The sequence below is a fragment of the Streptomyces sp. NPDC001903 genome (genome assembly GCF_042891345.1).
Taxonomy (GTDB): Bacteria; Actinomycetota; Actinomycetes; order Streptomycetales; family Streptomycetaceae; genus Streptomyces.
On record NZ_JBIASZ010000016.1, the window covers coordinates 39150 to 56983 of the forward strand.

Annotated in this window: 21 protein-coding genes; 8 read left to right on the forward strand and 13 right to left on the reverse strand. The window is 72.8% G+C overall.

Annotated elements, in window-relative coordinates; genetic code table 11:
* Window positions 1-6: 6 nt before the first annotated feature.
* Genes ACFYZS_RS29780 through ACFYZS_RS29795 form a run of 4 tightly spaced genes read right to left on the reverse strand, consistent with a single transcriptional unit; the run spans window position 7 to window position 4228 of the window.
* Window positions 7-1230, reverse strand: a complete 1224-nt coding sequence (locus ACFYZS_RS29780) for an amidohydrolase family protein (RefSeq protein ID WP_389019097.1) — start codon at window positions 1228-1230, stop codon at window positions 7-9.
* Entirely contained in the window at window positions 1227-2522 is a 1296-nt protein-coding gene (locus ACFYZS_RS29785) for an amidohydrolase family protein (RefSeq protein ID WP_389019099.1), read from the reverse strand. The genes ACFYZS_RS29780 and ACFYZS_RS29785 overlap by 4 nt, the downstream gene beginning before the upstream one ends.
* Window positions 2523-2532: 10 nt before the next feature.
* Entirely contained in the window at window positions 2533-3417 is an 885-nt protein-coding gene (locus tag ACFYZS_RS29790) for an SDR family NAD(P)-dependent oxidoreductase (protein WP_389019102.1), read from the reverse strand.
* Between the two features lies 1 nt (window position 3418).
* On the reverse strand, window positions 3419-4228 hold the full coding sequence (locus tag ACFYZS_RS29795) for an acetoacetate decarboxylase family protein (RefSeq protein WP_389019104.1): 810 nt from the start codon (window positions 4226-4228) through the stop codon (window positions 3419-3421).
* A 125-nt stretch (window positions 4229-4353) separates the two neighbouring features.
* On the opposite strand from ACFYZS_RS29795, the gene ACFYZS_RS29800 reads away from it, so the two are divergent.
* The 5 genes from ACFYZS_RS29800 (at window position 4354) to ACFYZS_RS29820 (ending at window position 8028) form a co-directional block, all read left to right on the forward strand.
* Window positions 4354-4989, forward strand: a complete 636-nt coding sequence (locus ACFYZS_RS29800; protein WP_389019107.1) for a TetR/AcrR family transcriptional regulator — start codon at window positions 4354-4356, stop codon at window positions 4987-4989.
* Between the two features lie 75 nt (window positions 4990-5064).
* Window positions 5065-6042: a DEDDh family exonuclease gene (locus tag ACFYZS_RS29805; protein WP_389019110.1), complete on the forward strand. Its 978-nt coding sequence runs from the start codon at window positions 5065-5067 to the stop codon at window positions 6040-6042.
* Window positions 6043-6106: 64 nt separating this feature from the next.
* Entirely contained in the window at window positions 6107-6340 is a 234-nt protein-coding gene (locus ACFYZS_RS29810) for a hypothetical protein (protein ID WP_078622409.1), read from the forward strand.
* 127 nt (window positions 6341-6467) lie between these two features.
* Window positions 6468-7262, forward strand: coding sequence for an SURF1 family protein (locus tag ACFYZS_RS29815; protein WP_389019114.1), 795 nt, complete (start codon window positions 6468-6470; stop codon window positions 7260-7262).
* Window positions 7263-7272: 10 nt separating this feature from the next.
* Window positions 7273-8028, forward strand: coding sequence for an SDR family oxidoreductase (locus ACFYZS_RS29820; protein ID WP_389019117.1), 756 nt, complete (start codon window positions 7273-7275; stop codon window positions 8026-8028).
* A gap of 35 nt (window positions 8029-8063) precedes the next feature.
* Here ACFYZS_RS29820 and amaP read toward each other — a convergent pair whose 3' ends face one another.
* Genes amaP through ACFYZS_RS29845 form a run of 5 tightly spaced genes read right to left on the reverse strand, consistent with a single transcriptional unit; the run spans window position 8064 to window position 10288 of the window.
* Entirely contained in the window at window positions 8064-8639 is a 576-nt protein-coding gene (gene amaP / locus ACFYZS_RS29825) for an alkaline shock response membrane anchor protein AmaP (RefSeq protein ID WP_389019120.1), read from the reverse strand.
* A 4-nt stretch (window positions 8640-8643) separates the two neighbouring features.
* Window positions 8644-9246 (reverse strand): DUF6286 domain-containing protein, encoded by a 603-nt coding sequence (locus ACFYZS_RS29830; protein WP_389019123.1) that lies wholly within the window; start codon window positions 9244-9246, stop codon window positions 8644-8646.
* Window positions 9243-9653: a hypothetical protein gene (locus ACFYZS_RS29835; RefSeq protein WP_389019125.1), complete on the reverse strand. Its 411-nt coding sequence runs from the start codon at window positions 9651-9653 to the stop codon at window positions 9243-9245. Before ACFYZS_RS29835 ends, ACFYZS_RS29830 begins: the two co-directional genes overlap by 4 nt.
* 7 nt (window positions 9654-9660) lie before the next feature.
* Window positions 9661-9843 (reverse strand): hypothetical protein, encoded by a 183-nt coding sequence (locus tag ACFYZS_RS29840; protein ID WP_389019127.1) that lies wholly within the window; start codon window positions 9841-9843, stop codon window positions 9661-9663.
* A gap of 13 nt (window positions 9844-9856) precedes the next feature.
* Window positions 9857-10288: an Asp23/Gls24 family envelope stress response protein gene (locus tag ACFYZS_RS29845; RefSeq protein WP_389019130.1), complete on the reverse strand. Its 432-nt coding sequence runs from the start codon at window positions 10286-10288 to the stop codon at window positions 9857-9859.
* Window positions 10289-10481: 193 nt separating this feature from the next.
* Between ACFYZS_RS29845 and ACFYZS_RS29850 the strand changes: the two genes are divergently transcribed.
* Window positions 10482-11435, forward strand: a complete 954-nt coding sequence (locus tag ACFYZS_RS29850; protein WP_389019132.1) for a zinc-binding dehydrogenase — start codon at window positions 10482-10484, stop codon at window positions 11433-11435.
* Window positions 11436-11525: 90 nt separating this feature from the next.
* Here ACFYZS_RS29850 and ACFYZS_RS29855 read toward each other — a convergent pair whose 3' ends face one another.
* The 3 genes from ACFYZS_RS29855 to ACFYZS_RS29865 form a co-directional block, all read right to left on the reverse strand.
* Window positions 11526-12305 carry an enoyl-CoA hydratase/isomerase family protein gene (locus ACFYZS_RS29855; protein ID WP_389019135.1) on the reverse strand — a complete coding sequence of 260 codons (780 nt, stop codon included), beginning with the start codon at window positions 12303-12305 and terminating at the stop codon, window positions 11526-11528.
* A 161-nt stretch (window positions 12306-12466) separates the two neighbouring features.
* Complete coding sequence (locus ACFYZS_RS29860) at window positions 12467-12688, reverse strand: helix-turn-helix domain-containing protein (protein ID WP_030163146.1); 222 nt, start codon at window positions 12686-12688, stop codon at window positions 12467-12469.
* Window positions 12689-13040: 352 nt separating this feature from the next.
* Window positions 13041-14639: an ABC-F family ATP-binding cassette domain-containing protein gene (locus ACFYZS_RS29865; RefSeq protein WP_389019138.1), complete on the reverse strand. Its 1599-nt coding sequence runs from the start codon at window positions 14637-14639 to the stop codon at window positions 13041-13043.
* Window positions 14640-14887: 248 nt separating this feature from the next.
* Here ACFYZS_RS29865 and ACFYZS_RS29870 point away from each other — a divergent pair, with 248 nt between their 5' ends.
* Window positions 14888-15778, forward strand: a complete 891-nt coding sequence (locus ACFYZS_RS29870) for a neutral zinc metallopeptidase (RefSeq protein WP_389019140.1) — start codon at window positions 14888-14890, stop codon at window positions 15776-15778.
* A 60-nt stretch (window positions 15779-15838) separates the two neighbouring features.
* A complete protein-coding gene (locus ACFYZS_RS29875) occupies window positions 15839-16234 on the forward strand; it encodes a VOC family protein (RefSeq protein ID WP_389019143.1) in 396 nt (131 codons plus the stop codon).
* Window positions 16235-16288: 54 nt separating this feature from the next.
* Here the strand turns inward: ACFYZS_RS29875 and ACFYZS_RS29880 are convergent, their stop codons facing one another.
* Window positions 16289-17743, reverse strand: coding sequence for a hypothetical protein (locus ACFYZS_RS29880; protein WP_389019145.1), 1455 nt, complete (start codon window positions 17741-17743; stop codon window positions 16289-16291).
* Between the last annotated feature and the right edge of the window lie 91 nt (window positions 17744-17834).

Below are 17834 nucleotides of genomic sequence, written 5' to 3' on the forward strand. Positions count from 1 at the left end.
GCGGGGCTACCAGACGCGGACCGAGCCGCCCTTGGCGAAGGCCGGGCTCGTGGCCTCCCGGGGGATCTCCTTCAGGGGTTCGGCGATCTCCGCGACCGTCGGGCCGTGTTTGGCCGCGACCGCGTCCAGCAGGGCCAGGTCGAAGCCGTACACGCGGGCCGCGTTGCCGCCGGCCATCGCGGCGACCTCGTCCCTGGGGAGGCCCGCGTAGGCGATGCGGAGGCCTTCGCGGGAGAAGGGGGTGGTGCCCTCGTCGTGGGGGTAGTCGCTGCCCCACATGATCTTGTCGAGGCCGATCCGGTCCCGCAGCGGGACCTCGTGGGGGCGCATGAAACTCGCCCCCACGAAGCAGTTGTCCCGCCAGACCTCGCTCGGGCCCTTGCCCATCGCCTCCGCCAGCCCCGCCCCGAATTTCGACTCGGCCGTCGCCGACGCCGCGACCAGGCGGCCGTGGTAGTAGTCCAGCATCTCCATGACCCCCGGGATCCAGCCGGAGCCCTGCTCCGTCAGGACCAGCTTCAGGCCCGGGTGGCGGCGGAAGGCCCCGCCGAAGATGAGGTGCCACAGGGCCCGGTGCGAGAACCAGGTCGTCTCCACCATGAAGACCGCCCGCGCGGCCGGTTCGTCGCCGAGCGGCGGCGACGCCGAGCCGCCGTGGTGGTTGACCGGGACGTCCAGTTCCTCGCACACCGCCCAGATCGGGTCGTACGCGGCCGAGTACAGCTCGGGGACCGAGGAGCCGGGCGGGACGCCGGGCAGCAGGATGCCTCCCGTCAGCCCGGCTTCCCGCGTACGGCGGATCTCCTTCACCGCCGCGTCCACGTCGTTCAGCAGGATCTGCACCACGCCCGCGCGCCGGCCCGGCGCGTCCGCGCAGAAGTCCGCCAGCCAGCGGTTGTGCGCCTGGAGCCCCGCCCAGCGCATCGTGTACTCCGCGGCCGTCGGCGGCTGCGCCATCAGCGAGGCCTTGGGGAAGAACGGCGGGATCGTGTTCGGGAAGACGACCTCCGCCACGATGCCGTCCGCCTCCAGCTCGGCGAGCCGGCGCGCCGAGTTCCAGTTGCGGTCCGCCGTGTCCGCGAGGAGGTCCTCGTACGGGTTCACGTACGTGGCGGCCCAGGCGTCGAACTCCTCGTGGTACCGCTTCTCCAGGTACGGCTTGTAGTCCAGCAGGTCCGCCCCCGCGTGGCAGTCCGCCGAGATGACCGTGTACCGGTCCGCGTCCGTCATCGGTCCACCCCCAGGGCCGGGAAGTCCTCGCCCGTCAGCCAGTGGCGGCCCGTCTCCCGCGAGCGGGCCCACGAGGACTCCACCGCCGCCTGGTCGGCCGGCTGGCCCAGCTCCGCCGGGGTGGGGCCGATCCGCCGGGCGATCGGAGCCAGCTTCCCGGTGTCGAAGCCGAAGACCTCCGCCGCCGCCAGACCCAGCATCCGGCGGGTCTCGCCGACCGGGATGTCGTGGAAGGTGTTCTTCAGCCAGGTCCGGGTGTTGGGCCAGGTCCCCTCGGGGTGCGGGAAGTCCGAGCCCCACAGGATGTTGTCCACGCCGATCTCGTAGCGCTGGGCGAGCTCGCGCCGCTTGGTGTTCGTCGCGCAGATGAACACCTGCCGGTCCAGGTACTCGCTCGGCGGGCGCTTGAGCTCCTCGAACGGCGACAGCTTCTTGCCGCCGTGTGCGCCGAGGTAGAGCCGGTCCATGAACCACAGCTGGTTCGGCAGCCACCAGCAGCCCGACTCGGCGACGCCGAACTTCAGCCCCGGGTGCCGCTCGAAGACCCCGGACCAGAGCAGGAACCACAGCGGGCGGGCCGGCCACCACGTGACCTCGGAGACGAAGATGCCCAGGTGGTCGCCGTACTCGTGGCGCGGAGAGGACCCCGAGTGGGTGACGATCGGCATCCGCGTCTCGGCCGCGGCCGCCCACACCGGGTCGTAGCGGCGGTCGTGGTAGGGCGCCTTGTCCACCCACATCGCGGGGATCATCAGCGCGCCGAGCCCCGACTCCTTGGCCCGGTGGATCTCGGCCACGACCTTCGACGGCTCGCCCGTGATGGGCAGCAGGGCGACCCCGCAGTGCCGCTCGGGGGTCTCGGAGACGAACTCGGCCAGCCAGCGGTTGTGCGCCTGCGCACCCGCCATGCCGAGCTCGGGGTCCTGGTCGCCGGAGAGCCCGAGGCCCACCCCGAAGGGGGCGGCGGTCTGGCTGTCCACGGCGTCGGCGTCGGGGAAGACGACCTCGGCGGCGACCCCGTCGCCGTCGAGCTCCTTCAGGCGCTGTCCCGTGTCCCAGCCGCCCCGCAGGCCTTCCTCGTGATCGTGGAACCACTTCTCGGCGAAGGCCTCGTTGCGGACGCCGAGCTTCGTGGCCTCGGCGCGGCGGGCGTCGCGCTGGCCGAGGAACTCGTCGAACTGCGGGTGGAAGCGGGAATCGAGGTACGGGCGGTACTGCTCGGTCGGCAGTCCCGCGTGGCAGTCGGAGGAGATGATCAGGTACGGGTCTTCGTACGCACTGCTGTCGTTCAACGGTCGCTCCTCAGTCGAGGATGAAGCTCTCCAGGTAGGCGGGGTTGGCGCGGTCGAGCATCGACCGCGACCGGGCGCGGATCTGCCGGTCGCTGTGCTCGCTCGCCGGGAGCATCCAGAAGCGGTCGGCGCGGATGCCGTCGACGACGTGCTCGGCGACCTCCTCGACCGGGGTGAAGTCCACCGCGTGGCCGGCCTGCTTCATGGCGGCCTCGTACTGGTCGAGGCTGCGGTACGGGGTCTTGCGCGGCCGCTGCTTCGCGTACCGCTCGGGCCGGTTGCGGTGCGACTCCCACAGCCCGGTGCGCAGCATGTGCGGTCCGGGGAAGAGGACGGAGGCGCCGACGGGCGCGCGCTCGGCCTTGAGGTGGGCGTAGAGCGATTCGGTCATGGTGACCACGGCCGCCTTGGTGACGGCGTAGACGGAGGCGGTGGGCAGCGGGGCGATGCCGCCGTCGCCGGAGGAGGTGTTGACGACGTGGCCGGGGCCTCCGCCCGCGATCATGCGCGGGACGAAGGCCTGGATGCCGTGGAAGACGCCCCAGACGTTGACGGAGAAGGCCCACTTCCAGTCGTTGGGCTCGTGCTCCCACATCCGGCCCTCGGCGCCGGAGCCCACGCCCGCGTTGTTGCAGAGCACGTGCACGGCGCCGAAGGCCTCGTACGCGGCGTCGGCGAGCGCGATGACGGAGTCGCGGTCGCTGACGTCGACGAGCCGGGCGAGCACCCGGGCGCCGTCGGCGGTCAGCTCGTCGGCGGCCTTGTGCAGGGCCCCCTCCTCCACGTCGGCGAGGACGACCCGCAGCCCCTCGGCCGCGAAGCGGCGGGCCATCGCGCGTCCGATGCCGCTCGCGGCGCCGGTGACGACGGCCACCTGTCCGGGTTCGAGTCGCATGTCAGTCCCTCCCTCCGGACGATCCCTCCGGGGGTGCGTCGAGGATCTGCATCGGGTCGTCGTAGCGCTGGTGGATGTACGGGAGGAGGGCCTGGGCGCTGACGCGCTCGACGACGCGGCCCTTCTGGTCGGTGGTCTTCTCGCCGATGGTGATCTCCACGATCCGGCGCACGGGGAGGTCGGCGACGGGGTCGAACATCGACTCGCGCAGGACCACGTCACCGGTGATGTGCTCCAGCTTGCGGACCTTCTCGTTGCGGGTGACGTGGACGAGCACCGGGTCGGCGTCGAAGCCCGAACCGTCCACCGACGGGAGGAACTTGAAGTAGAAGTCGGTCTTGGCGGCGGGCTCGGGCAGCGGCAGTGCGCGGTCCACCGCCCCGCGCACCTCCACGAAGGCGATCCCGTGCCGGGCCAGGGAGGCCCGTACGACGAGCCCCTCGCGCTCGACCTCGACCTCGCCCAGCTTCTTCGGCTCGCCGAAGACCTCGCGGCCGCCGATCAGGGCCCGTTCGTGGGTCATCGGCATGACCAGCGGGTACCAGCCCTCGACCCCGCCGTGCTGCGCGGCGACGGCCACCGAGCCGGCGCCGAGGGGGTAGCCGGGCAGGTCGACCTTGCTGATGTTGGCCCGTACGAGGGGCCGCTCGGCGGGCTTGAGCGGCGGCGGCAGGACCGCCGCCACCACGTCCGGGTCGCTCTCCCAGACCGCCACCACACCGGTGGACCAGATGTCGGGGAGCTTGGCGCTCTTCTCGCGCGACGCCGTGATCTCGGCCTCGGTGCGCGCTCCGTACCGTACGCGTGCCATGTCTCGCACCATCCCTCGTCCTTGAGCGGATCGGTTCTGTAACACAGTTACACCGCCACCGATGAAGGGTAAAGACCCCTGCACCGACCAGAACTGACGATCCGACAGATTGGCGGGAGACGGCCATGGCCAGAACCACGCTCACCCGTGACGAGGTACTGGCGGCGGCCGCCTCCCTGGTCAAGCAGCACGGCCCGGCGGCCCTCACCATGCGCAAACTCGCCGCCGAGCTGGGCACGGCGGTGACCTCCATCTACTGGCACGTCGGCAACCGCGAATCGCTGCTCGACGCCCTCGTGGAGCGGACCGTCCAGGAAATGGGCGCGATACGGCCGGCCGGCCGCACTCCCGTCGAGCGGATCCTGTCCGTGGCCCGGATCCTGCGCCGCGAACTGCGCGAGCGGCCGCACCTGATCGCGATGGTCCACGAACGCGGCCTCACCGAGCGGATGTTCCTGCCCGCCCAACAGGCCCTGGTCCACGAGGTGCACGCGGCCGGGCTGCGCGGGGCGCGGGCCGCCGACGCCGTGCGCGCGGTCCAGTTCCAGATCGTCGGGTACCTCCTGGTGGAGCGCAACCGCGAGCGCTCCCCCGCCCAGTCCCCCGCCGAGAGCGAACTCTGGGACCCTTCCCTGGCCCCCGACGACCCGGAGCTCGCCCGCGCCCTCGCCCGCCCGGCCGACCCGGAGCGGCTGTTCCTGCTCTCCCTGCGCGCCCTGGTCCGCTCCTTGCTGGCATCACCGATCCCGCCCCTGCGGTGATCCGGTGCGCGGACCCCGCGCCCGGGCCGGCCGAACCCGAGGGGCACCGCGTGTCAGTGTGTGCCGATATCCTCTGTGACCATGCTCGACGACCGTACGACCGCAGAGACGACGTGGCCGACCGCGTACCCCGAGGGGTACGCGGTCGTCGACGTGGAGACGACCGGGCTCGCTCGCGACGACCGGATAATCTCCGCCGCCGTCTACCGGCTCGACGCGCAGGGCAATGTCGAGGACCACTGGTACACCCTGGTCAACCCGCAGCGGGACCCGGGCCCGGTCTGGATCCACGGGCTCACCAGCGACATGCTGCAGGACGCTCCGCTCTTCAAGGACATCGCCGAGGAGTTCGCGGACCGGCTCGCGGACCGGGTGCTCGTCGCGCACAACGCCATGTTCGACTGGCAGATGATCGCCCGGGAGTACGCGCGGGCCGCCGAGACCGCGCCGGTCCGCCAGCGGCTGTGCACCATCGCGCTGTCGAAGGAGCTGAACCTCCCGCTGCCCAACCACAAGCTGGAGTCCCTCGCGGCGCACTTCGGCGTGGTCCAGCAGCGCGCCCACCACGCCCTCGACGACGCCCGCGTGCTCGCGGAGGCGTTCCGTCCGTCGCTGCACGCCGCCGCGCGGGACGGCGTACGGCTGCCCCTGCTGGAGTGCCGGCCGCTGACGGAGTGGTCGGACTCCCCCGTCACCCCCCGGATCGGCCGGCAGGCCTCGTACGGGAGCAACAGCTGGCGGCCCTCGCGCAAGCGGCCCGCGTGCCCGCACCCCAACCCGGGGCGCTTCGAGGACGGCAAACCGCTGAAGCAGGGCATGCGGATCGCCTTCTCGGGTGACACCTCGGTGGACCGGGAGCTGCTGGAGGACCGGGCCGTCGAGGCGGGGCTGCACGTCGCGACGAGTGTGTCGCGGCTCACGAGCCTGCTCGTGACGAACGACCCCGACTCGGCCACCTCCAAGACGGTCAAGGCGAAGTCGTTCGGTACGCCGGTGGTCGACGAGGCGGCCTTCACCCAACTGCTGCGGGACGTGGCTGCGGCAGACGGGTGAGCGTCGGGCGACTCGCCCGGCGCCCGCTTTCCCGTCCCGCCCGTCCGGTCCCACCCTGTGGCGCATGGCACGTTGTGAGGTCTGCGGAAACGATTACGGCATGTCCTTCGAGGTGCACGCGCAAGGCAGCGTGCACGTCTTCGACTGCTTCTCCTGCGCCATCCACCGCATGGCGCCGATCTGTGAGCACTGCCGGGTGCAGATCATCGGGCAGGGCGTCGAGGTCGAGGGCCAGTGGTACTGCGGAGCGCACTGCGCCCGCGCGGAGGGGAAGGTGGGCATCGTCGACCGCGTGTGACCTTCCCCCGGTTCCGCTTCCCGGTCCCCTTCCCCGTCCGCTTCCCCGCTCGCTTCCCCCTCCCTTCCCGACCCCGGACGGCCACCCGGCCGCCGGGGTCTCCTCGGCTGGGGGTACCGTCGTGGGCGTGTACCGCTTTGTGCTGACCCGGCAATGGGTGTGCCTCACCCTCATCGCCCTCGCCCTCATCCCCGCGATGATCAAGCTGGGCTTCTGGCAGTACCACCGCCATGAGCACCGGGTCGCCCAGAACGAGCTGATCGCGGCGAACCTGTCCGCGAAGCCGGTGCCGATGACCGAGGTGACCTCCCCCGGCCACCAGGTCCCGCGCTCCGACTTCTGGCGCGCCGTCACCGCCACCGGTACGTACGACACCGCGCACGAGGTCGTCGTACGGATGCGCACCGACAACGACGACAAGGTCGGCTTCCACGTCCTGACCCCGCTGGTGCTCGCCGACGGCCGGGTGGTCCTGGTCAACCGCGGCTGGGTGGCGGGCGGCGACGACCCGCGCGCCTACCCGCCGGTGCCGGCCGCGCCCTCGGGCGAGGTGACCGTCACCGGGCGGCTGAAGGCCGACGAGACGAGCGGCGGCAGCGGCATCAAGGACCGCAAGGGCCTGCCGGACCGCCAGGTGATGCTGATCAACAGCGCCCAGCAGGCCCAGTACCTGGGCAAGCCCGTGCTCGGCGGCTACATGGAGCTCACCGCCCCGGCCCCGGCGGGCGGCAGCCCCGAGCCGATCGCCGATCCCGACCACGATTCGATCGGCCCGCACATGGCGTACGCCGTGCAGTGGTGGCTGTTCGCCGCGGCGGTGCCGGTGGGCTGGCTGGTCCTCGTACGGCGCGAGAAGCGCGACCGGGCGGCGGCCGCGGCGGCCGGTGCCACCCCCGAGCGGGAGCCCGTGCCGACGGCGTAGCGTGTCGGGCATGGATCTTGGACTGAAAGACCGTGTCTACGTCGTCACCGGAGCCACCCGCGGCCTGGGCTTCGCCTCGGCCCGCGAACTGGCGGCGGACGGCGCGAAGGTGATCGTGACGGGCCGGGACGCGGCGCGCGCCGCCGAGGCGGCGGCCTCGCTGGGTCCGAACGCCGTGGGCGTCGCCGCGGACAACGCCGACCCGCAGGCGGCGGCCGCGCTCGTCGCCACCGCGAAGGAACGCTTCGGCCGCCTCGACGGCATCCTCATCAGCGTCGGCGGCCCCGCCCCCGGTTCGGCGGCGAGCAACACCGACGAGCAGTGGGCGGCGGCGTTCGAATCGGTCTTCCTCGGCGCGGTGCGCCTGGCCCGCGCGGCCGCGGCCGAGCTGGGCGAGGGCGGGGTCATCGGCTTCGTCCTGTCGGGCTCGGTCCACGAGCCGATCCCGGGCCTGACGATCTCCAACGGGCTGCGGCCGGGGCTGGCGGGCTTCGCCAAGTCCCTGTCGGTGGAGCTCGGACCGCGCGGCATCCGCGTGGTCGGACTCCTGCCGGCCCGGATCGACACCGACCGCGTCCGCGAGCTCGACGCCCTCTCGGGCGATGCGGCGGCGGCCCGCGCGGCCAACGAATCCGGCATCCCGCTGCGGCGCTACGGCACCCCCGAGGAGTTCGGTCGCTCGGCGGCGTTCCTGCTGTCGCCCGCGGCCTCGTACCTGACGGGCCTCATGCTCCCGGTCGACGGCGGCTCCCGCCACGGCTTCTGACGCCCCCTCCCGACCCGCCGGGCACCGGACACCGGCTACGTCACGCGGCGGGCGCGGTGGGAGGCGATCCGGAAGCGGGCCTCCGCGGGAAGTCCGGGGAGGCCCGCCGACCGGCGGGCGTGGCCGAGCACCGGCCCCGCCAGCCCCGCCAGGGCGTCGGCCGGGACGGCGTGCGGCTCCAGTTCCAGCTCCATCCGCAGCTGCGGCCCCCTGCGCCGGCTGCGGCGCCCCTGCCTGCCCCGAAGCCTGACGCTGCACCGGGCGACCCCGTCCAGTGCACCCGCCTCCGCGGCGACCGCCTCCTCCAGCGCACGCCCGCGCAGCACCGCGAACGCCCCGTCGCCGGTGTCCACCACCACCGCGGCCAGCCGCGGCCGCCGCAGCTGCGCCAGCAGCCACCACAGCGCGAGCAACACGCACACCCCGAGCCCGGCGAGCACCGCCCACCACCACCAGCCCTCGGCATGCCAGTACCGCTCGCGGGTCGCCGCGCCCAGCAGCGGCTCGTGGCGGCCGCCCAGTGGCCGCAGCGCCGTCAGCACCGCCACCCCGGCGACCAGCAGCACGGCGCCGATGATCCCGAGCAGGATCCGGTTCACCGTCCCGAGCATCCCCTCACCTCTTTCCGACGGGGGCCCTGGTGACCCGTACCCGGGGCTGCGGCGCGTGCGCGAGGCCCAGCTCCCCGATGCCGACGGCCAGGACCTCCTCCAGGTCGGCCCGTACCTCGTCCAGTTCGCGGAAGTGGGACTGCGCCCGGACCGCGACGCGGGACCGCCGCACCACGACCCGCGCCGAGCGCACCCCGGACACCTCCATCGCGCGGTCCCGCAGCACCAGGGCGGCGGCCTTGCGCGCGAGCCCGGCCCGAACCCCGCCCTCCGGGTCCGGCGTCCGCATCGGCAGGATCCGGCGGAGCCCCGGGGTGAGGGCGAGGAACAGGAGCACCGCCCCCGCCACGGCGAGGACCGCGGCGCCGACGAGCACCCACGGGTCCGCGGGAGTCTGCCGCTGCAGCTGCCGGGCCAGTTCCCCGCGCCACTGCATGCCGGGGCGGCCGGCCCGTACGGCGGCGAGGTCGTACAGGAACAGGCCCGCCACCCCGAGCACGGCCAGCGCCGTCAGCGCGGCCGGGATCCGCCGGGCGGACCGGAAGCGGCGGACGCGGGCCGGGGCGGCTTCCCGGGGCGGGGCTTGGCCGGGGGCGGGCGCCGTCACCGCAGCTTCCGGTCCCGCAGGGCGGCGGTGCGGGTGTGCGCGGAGTGCAGGTGCTCGACGTCGATGTCCACCTCGGGCACGGACATGCCGGCGTACTCCTCGACGCGGCGGACGACCCGGCTGCGGACGGCCGCGCACCGGGCGGCGAGATCGCAGGGGTAGTCGAGCTCCAGGCTCACCCGAACCCGGGCGATGTCGTGGTGCACGGTGACGGTGGCGTGCGGGGCGCCCGGCGCGGCGCCGCCCGCCGCGCCGGACCGCCCGGCCTCGGGCGGCCCGTCCGGCGGTGCGGCCAGCGCCTCCCGGGCGGCCTGGGCCGCGATCTTGGCGACGACCCGGTCGGCGATCCGGGTGGCCCCCCGTTCGGCGGCGGGCGCGTGCGGGGGAACCACCCGTGGCGTGGTCATCGGGGCCTCACCTGTCGCGGTCGCGGGGGCGGAAGAAGACGCCGGGTTCCAGGTCCCCGTCCAGGAACCGGCCGACGACGAAGCCGATGGCGCCGAGCGCCGCCACCAGCAGGAAGGCCCCGAATCCGCCGAAGTATCCGGCGAACGCGAGCGCCATGCCGGCGAAGAGGCCGACGACGGCCATCCTCATGCGGGCTCCTCCTTCACTGGAGTCGGGACTCCGGCTCCTCGTCGGGTTCGTCGGGCAGCTTCACGTCGCTGACCGCGATGTTGACCTCGACGACCTCCAGGCCCGTCATCCGCTCGACCGCCGAGATGACGTTCTCACGGACGGCCCTCGCGACGTCGCGGATCGACACGCCGTAGTCGACGACGATCTCCAGGTCGAGGGCGGTCTGCACCTCGCCGACCTCGGCCTTCACCCCGCGGGAGGCCGAAGACTTCGCTCCGCCGGGCACCCGGTCGCGGACGGCGCCGAAAGTACGGGAGAGGCCGCTGCCGCTGCCCATGGCGTGCACGCCGACCACCTCGCGGGCGGCGAGACCGGCGATCTTCTCGACCACCCCGTCCGAGATGGTGGTGCGGCCGCGGTCGGCCGGGTTGCGCGAGGCACCCCCGGATGTGGATTCGGTCATCGCGTGTCCCTTCGCGCGGATTGGACTCACTCCGCACCACGGTATGCGCGGTGCACCGGCGGCGCACCGGGACTACGCCGGTCGGCCGGGAACGGATCCCCGCCGGCGCTTGACCTCAACTGCGGTCGAGGTCGGAGAGTGGGCAAGTGGTCAAGGCCGAGAGGCCGTTTTCGGACAGGGCAGGGGGAAGGTCATGCGGGCGATACGGGTGGACGGGTACGGCGGTCCGGAGGTCCTGGTGCCGGTGGAAGTGCCGGATCCGGTCCCGGCGGCGGGCGAGGTCGTGGTCCGGACCGAGGCCGTGGACACGATCTTCGTGGAGACCCAGATCCGCGGGGGCTGGGGCGAGTCCTTCGGCATCCACCCGCCGTACGTGCCGGGGGGCGCGGCCGCGGGGACGGTCGCCGCGGTGGGCGAGGGGGTGGACCCGCACTGGCTCGGCCGCCGGGTGGTGGCGGCCCCGGGCACGAAGGGGACGTACGCGGAACTGGTCCGCGTCCCCGTGGACCTGCTGGTCCCGGTCCCGGACGGACTGGAGTCAGCGGAGGCGGCGGCGCTGGCGCACGACGGGGTGACCGGTTCGGGCATCGCCGAGGGCGTGGGCATCAAGGCGGGCGAACGGGTGCTGATCCTGGGCGCGGCCGGCGGGATGGGGACGCTGCTCGTGCAGATCGCGGTGGCGGCGGGGGCGTACGTCGTGGGGGCGGCGCGGGGCGAGCGGAAGCTGGCGCTGATCCGGGAACTGGGTGCGGACCGGGCGGTGGACTACACGGAGCCGGGGTGGACCGCTGCGGTCGGCGGTCCGGTGGACGTCCTGCTGGACGGGGTCGGCGGCGAGCTGGGCCTGGCCGGATTCGGACTGGTCCGCGACGGCGGACGGGTCTCGGCGCACGGCGCCCCCAGCGGCGGCTTCACCGCTCTGGACCCCGCGGAGGCGGAGCGGCGCGGTATCGGCCTGCGCGGGATCGCCGACGTACAGTTCCCGCCCGCGGAGATCACCCGGCTGGCGGCCTCCGTCCTGGCCGAAGCGGCGGCGGGGCGGCTCCGCCCCGTGATCGCGCGCCGGTTCCCGCTGGCTCAGGCGGCGCAGGCGCACCGAGCCATCGAGGCGCGCGCCATCGCGGGCAAGGCCCTCCTCATCCCCTGAGGGAGCTCCTGACGGAGACCCCCGACGGAGATTCCCTGACGGCCGGCCGCTGCGGTCCGGGGGCGAGCCCCCGGACCGCAGGGAGCCGGATCAGTCCGAGAGGCCGGCCAGGTCGCGCAGGCGGCGGGCCTGGGCGGCGCGCTCCGCCGAGCGCTGGGCGTCGTACGGCCGGGACACGGCATCGCGGAGCAGCGCCTTCGTCTCGATGACGGCGTCGCGCGGCGGGGCCAGCAGCGCCGTCGTGAGGTCCTGCACCGCCGCGTCCAGCTCATCGGCCGGCACGACCAGGTTGGCCAGGCCGACCCGCTCCGCCTCCTCGGCGTGCACGAAGCGGCCCGTCGCGCAGATCTCCAGCGCGCGGGCATAACCGACCAGCGAGGTCAGCGGCTGCGTCCCCGCCAGGTCGGGCACGAGACCCAGGCTGGTCTCGCGCATGGCGAACTGCACGTCGTCCGCGACCACGCGCAGGTCACACGCCAGCGCGAGCTGGAAGCCGGCGCCGATCGCATGCCCCTGAACGGCGGCGATGGAGACGATGTCGTTGCGCCGCCACCAGGTGAACGCCTCCTGGTATTCGGCAATGGTGGAATCGAGCAGCTCGTCCGAACCACGCGCCAGATCGAGGAAGGACGGCTCACCCTCGAAACCCTCGGGGGTGAACGCCTGCCGGTCGAGTCCGGCGGAGAAGGACTTGCCCTCACCGCGCAGCACCACGACCCGGACGGTGCCCGGCAACGACCTTCCGGCCTCCGCCAACGCCCGCCAGAGCGCGGGGGACTGAGCGTTTCGCTTGGCCGGATTGGTCAGTGTCACCGTCGCGACCGAGTCGTCCACGGTGAGCCGTACGCCGTCCTTGTCGAGCAGAGCCATCTGTGTGCCTCCGGTGTGCAGTCGGCCGCAATCCCGGCCTAAGTGACTGCACAGTAACCACCCAGTCGGCCGGACGGCCGACCGGGGGTCACCGAAGGATCCGCGGTGTGGGCAGGCGAGCGTGACCCGCCCCGGCCCGGGCCTGACGGCCCGGATCGAGGTCAGGCCGAAGCCGCCTTCTTGCCGCGCGTCGCGCCACCGCGACCACGCAGAATGACTCCGGACTCACTGAGCATCCGGTGGACGAATCCGTAGGACCGGCCCGTTTCCTCGGCCAGCGCACGGATACTCGCACCGGAGTCGTACTTCTTCTTCAGGTCTGCCGCGAGCTTGTCGCGCGCGGCGCCGGTTACCCGGCTGCCCTTCTTCAGAGTCTCGGCCACCCGTGCCTCCTCATGGGAAGTGCGCTCTGGACTTCTCATGATCACCCCTCCCCGGCTTCCTGGCCACCCATTCAGCAAGGTCGGTACGACGACATTTCCCGAGTCGTGGACACATCAGCAGAACGGAATCTTCTCTTCCGCTGCATGACGTCCGTCACACTTCTCCGCCCTCACCGGGAATCTCCAGGTCAGGGGCCGGACGGCAGAAAACGGAGGCCCCGGACACGTACCCGGGCGGGTACGGCCGGGGCCGTCGTACAGAGCGCAGAGGTACGAGACCGTCTCACTCAGATGATGGATCACGCCTGAGCCGAATGATCCATAAGGAACTGGATCACCGGCTCCGGGGAGATCAGGCGAGCGCGACGAGGTCCCGGTAGTCCGGGCCCCACAGGTCCTCGACGCCGTCCGGGAGCAGGATGATCCGCTCCGGCTCCAGCGCCTCGACCGCGCCCTCGTCGTGCGTGACGAGGATGACCGCGCCCTTGTACGTGCGCAGCGCGCCCAGGATCTCCTCGCGGCTGGCCGGGTCCAGGTTGTTGGTGGGCTCGTCGAGGAGCAGCACGTTCGCCGAGGAGACGACCAGCGTGGCCAGGGCCAGACGGGTCTTCTCCCCGCCGGAGAGGACCCCGGCCGGCTTGTCCACGTCGTCGCCGGAGAAGAGGAAGGAGCCGAGCGTCTTGCGCACGGCGACCAGGTCCAGGTCGGGCGCGGCCGAGCGCATGTTCTCCAGGACCGTGCGGTCGGGGTCGAGCGTCTCGTGCTCCTGGGCGTAGTAGCCCAGCTTGAGCCCGTGGCCGGGGGTGACCTCGCCGGTGTCCGGCTTCTCGGCGCCCGCGAGGAGGCGCAGCAGCGTGGTCTTGCCGGCGCCGTTGAGGCCGAGGATGACGACGCGGGAACCCTTGTCGATGGCCAGGTCGACGTCGGTGAAGATCTCCAGGGAGCCGTACGACTTCGACAGGCCCTCGGCGGTCAGCGGGGTCTTGCCGCAGGGCGCCGGGTCCGGGAAGCGCAGCTTGGCGACCTTGTCGGAGACGCGGACGGCGTCCAGGCCGGCGAGCAGGCGGTCGGCGCGCTTGGCCATGTTCTGGGCGGCGACGGTCTTGGTCGCCTTGGCGCGCATCTTGTCGGCCTGCGAGTTCAGGGCCGCGGCCTTCTTCTCGGCGTTCTGGCGCTCGCGCTTGCGGCGCTTCTCGTCGGCCTCGCGCTGCTGCTGGTAGAGCTTCCAGCCCATGTTGTAGATGTCGATGACCGAGCGGTTGGCGTCCAGGTAGAAGACCTTGTTGACCACGGTCTCGACCAGGTCGACGTCGTGGGAGATCACGACGAAGCCGCCGCGGTAGTTCTTCAGGTAGTCGCGCAGCCAGACGATCGAGTCGGCGTCGAGGTGGTTCGTCGGCTCGTCGAGGAGCAGGGTGTCGGCGTCCGAGAAGAGGATCCGGGCGAGCTCGACACGGCGGCGCTGACCGCCGGAGAGGGTGTGCAGCGGCTGGCCGAGGACCCGGTCGGGCAGGCTGAGGGCGGCCGAGATCGTCGCGGCCTCGGACTCGGCGGCGTACCCGCCCTTGGTGAGGAACTCGGTCTCCTGGCGCTCGTACTGCTTGAGCGCCTTCTCGCGGGTGGCGCCGGAGCCGTTGGCGATGCGCTCCTCGTTCATGCGCATCTTCTTGAGCAGGACGTCGAGACCGCGGGCGGAGAGGATCCGGTCGCGGGCCAGGACGTCGAGGTCGCCGGTGCGCGGGTCCTGCGGGAGGTAGCCGACCTCGCCGGAGCGGGTGATGGAGCCGCCGGCGGGCTGGCCCTCACCGGCCAGGCACTTGGTGAGCGTGGTCTTGCCGGCTCCGTTGCGGCCGACCAGGCCGATGCGGTCGCCCTTGGCGATGCGGAAGGAAGCGGACTCGATGAGGACGCGGGCGCCGGCGCGCAGCTCGATGCCGGTGGCGGTGATCACGGAAATACTCCAGGGCGGGGGGACGGCGGAAGGGGGGCAGGACGCGATGCTTCGACGCCGCTAATCCGCGAGGAGATTTGCCATGGGATTCATTCTACCGGGGGTGCGCAACCAGTTTTGGGGGCGTCCCGCCCTTGACATGTCCCCCGTTCGGCGTACGGATCTCCCCGGTGGGCCGGGGCGCGTATCAGGATGGACCGGGTGATACTCGCCGCAGGGGCGGCCACGTTGAATCGAGGCGGTGCGGGATGCAGTTCGACGACGACGCCAACCTGGACACGTCCGAGGTCAAGGATGTGCGCGGCAGCCGCGTCCCGGGCGGACGCGCGACGATCGGCGGCGGCATCGCGGGCCTCATCGCACTGATCCTCGGACTGCTCTTCGGCGTCGGCCCCGAGCAGCTCGGGCTGTCCTCCGGGAACCCGGAGCCGGTGGCGACCTCCTCCTCCGTCAGCGAGGTGCAGCAGAGCTGCAGGACCGGGCGGGACGCGAACACGCGCGAGGACTGCCGGCTGGTCGCCGTCGTCAACAGCACCCAGGACTTCTGGAAGGACGAGTTCACCCGGCGCGGCGGCCGGTACACCCCGGCGTCGACGGTCTTCTTCACCGGCCGCGTGAACACCGCCTGCGGGACCGCCACCTCGGCGGTCGGCCCCTTCTACTGCCCCGCCGACCGGCAGGTCTACCTGGACCTGGGCTTCTTCGACGAGCTGCGGACGAAGTTCGGCGCGAGCGGCGGCCCCTTCGCCCAGGCCTACGTGGTCGCCCACGAGTACGGGCACCACATCCAGAACCTGACCGGAACCCTGCAGAAGGCCCAGGACGGGCGGCAGGGCGCGAACAGCAACGCGGTCAAGGTCGAGCTCCAGGCCGACTGCTACGCCGGGGTGTGGGCGCACAACGCGACGAGGACCCCGGACGAGTCCACGGGCCGGCCGCTGATCACCAGCCTGACCGACCAGGACATCAAGGACGGCCTGGACGCGGCCGCCGCGGTCGGCGACGACCGGATCCAGGAGAAGTTCCAGGGCCGGGTGACCCCGGAGTCCTGGACGCACGGCTCGGCGCAGCAGCGCCAGCAGTGGTTCTACCAGGGCTACCGCACGGGCGACATGGCCCAGTGCAACACCTTCCGCTGACTGTCGGCGGCGCCTGCCATGCTGTGACACAGGTCACCGTCACGAGAGGAAGTGGTCGTCATGGCAGGCGTTCCGTCCATCTGTCCCACACTGCGCTATCGCGACGCGAAAGCGGCGATCAAGCTGCTGACCGAGGCCTTCGGCTTCAGCCAGATCGCCGTGTACGAGGGGGAGGACGGCGCGGTGATGCACGCGGAGCTGGCGTACGGCAACGGGCTGGTGATGCTGGGGAGCAAGGGCACCGGCAGCGTTTTCGACAAGGCCATGGGGGACGGCGGGCCCGTGGGGGTCTACGTGGTGGTCGACGACGTGGACGCCCATCACCGGCGGGCCGCGGAGCACGGCGTGGAGATCCTCATGGAACCCACCGACCAGGACTACGGATCCCGCGACTACATGGCCAGGGACGCCGAGGGCAACATCTGGAGCTTCGGGACGTACGCGCCGCAGGTCTGAGACCCGCGGCGCGTTCCCGTTCTCCCGTTCCTCCCCTGCGCGGCGCCGCGGGCGCTACGCGCCGCCGGTGTGGACCTGGAAGGCGGCCCGGCGGACCGCTTTGGCCAGGGCCGGGTCCGGGTGCGCGGCCGCCAGGGCGACCAGGACCTGGACGGTGCGCGGGTGGCCGACCGCGCGGACCTCGTCCAGCAGCCGCGGGACGGTGGTGCGGACGGCCGAGTCGAGGTGGCGCGCCAGCAGGTCCGCCTCGCCGTGGTCGGCGATGGCGGCGGCGGTGTCCACCCAGAGCCAGGTCGTCTCCTCGGCGGTGAGCACGTCCTGCGCCTCGTCGGGATCGACCCCGTCGTGCTCGGCCAGCCAGAGCAGGGCGTAGGGCCGCAGCGCCGGGTCGCGCACGGCGGCGCGCACCTCGGGTTCGGCCGGGGCGCCGACCACGCGCAGTGCCTCGAAGGCGAGCCCGCGCAGCAGGGCGTCCTCGCCGCGGGCCGCGTGCAGCAGTTCGCTGACGGCGTGGCCGACGGGCCGGGCGGCGAGCCAGGCCTGGTATTCGGCGCGGGCCGGTCCGGGGGTGAGCCGGGCGCAGCCGTGCAGCATCGCGGCGGCGGACTGCTCGATGTTCCCGGCGGGGCTCTGCGCGGCGACGCAGATCTGTTCGAGCTTGACCCAGACGGCCCAGCTGCCGAGCGGGGTGAGGGCGGCCTGGGCGGGACCGAGGGTGACGGCGTCGACGGCGGCGAGCCCGCCGAGCGCCCAGCGCAGCAGCCGGGCGAGCGGGACGGGCGCCGTGTGGCCGTTCGCCTCGGGGGCGGCCTCCGGGCCCGCGCCCGCAGCCTCTGCGGGCGAGGCCTCCCGCGCGGGGGCGTCGTACGGGATCTCGCAGCGCTCGTCGCGCAGTTCGGTGACCCGCTGCCCGAGCAGGTCCAGCAGATCCGGAACGGTCACGGGACCGGCGGACAGCTGGAGCAGGGACAGCAGTTGGGGCATCGCCTCGACCACTTCGGCGACGACCGCCGGGGCGATGTCGGCGGGGGCCGGATGGACCAGCGACCAGGCGTCGAACAGGGCGACCCAGCCGCGCAGTACGGCGGTGTCGTCGCGGTCCCAGGCACGCAGCCGCCAGCCGGGCCGAGCCTGGCCGCCGTGCACCTCGACGAGGCCGGCGAGCCGGGCGCGGTCCCAGCCGACCCGGATCTGTCCGTGTGTCAGGTTCAGTTCACCGGCGGCGCGTTCGACGTCGGCGGCGGGCAGCGCTCCCGCCGGGGCGGGCCTGCCCCCGTCGCCGGCGCCGAGGTTGAGTTCGGCCCAGCGGGCGAGCCGTACCGCGTCGGCCAGCGAGGCCCGGGCCCGGCTCGCGAGTTCGGCCGTGGCCGGGGTGCCCGCGGGGGGCCGGGAGGCGGTACGGGCGCGTCGGTCGGTCACCGCCTTGCGGGCCGCGGCGACGGAACGCGGGGAGACGAGTCGGAGTCTGGAGTCGCGAGCCAACTGCTCATCAGGCTTTCGGGACGTCACGGAAGCAGTCTCGCCCGTCACCGGCCTAAAGCCCAAACGGAACCAGCCATTATCGCCAGTCGACGGGGGGACATACCAGGAGAATCCCCCC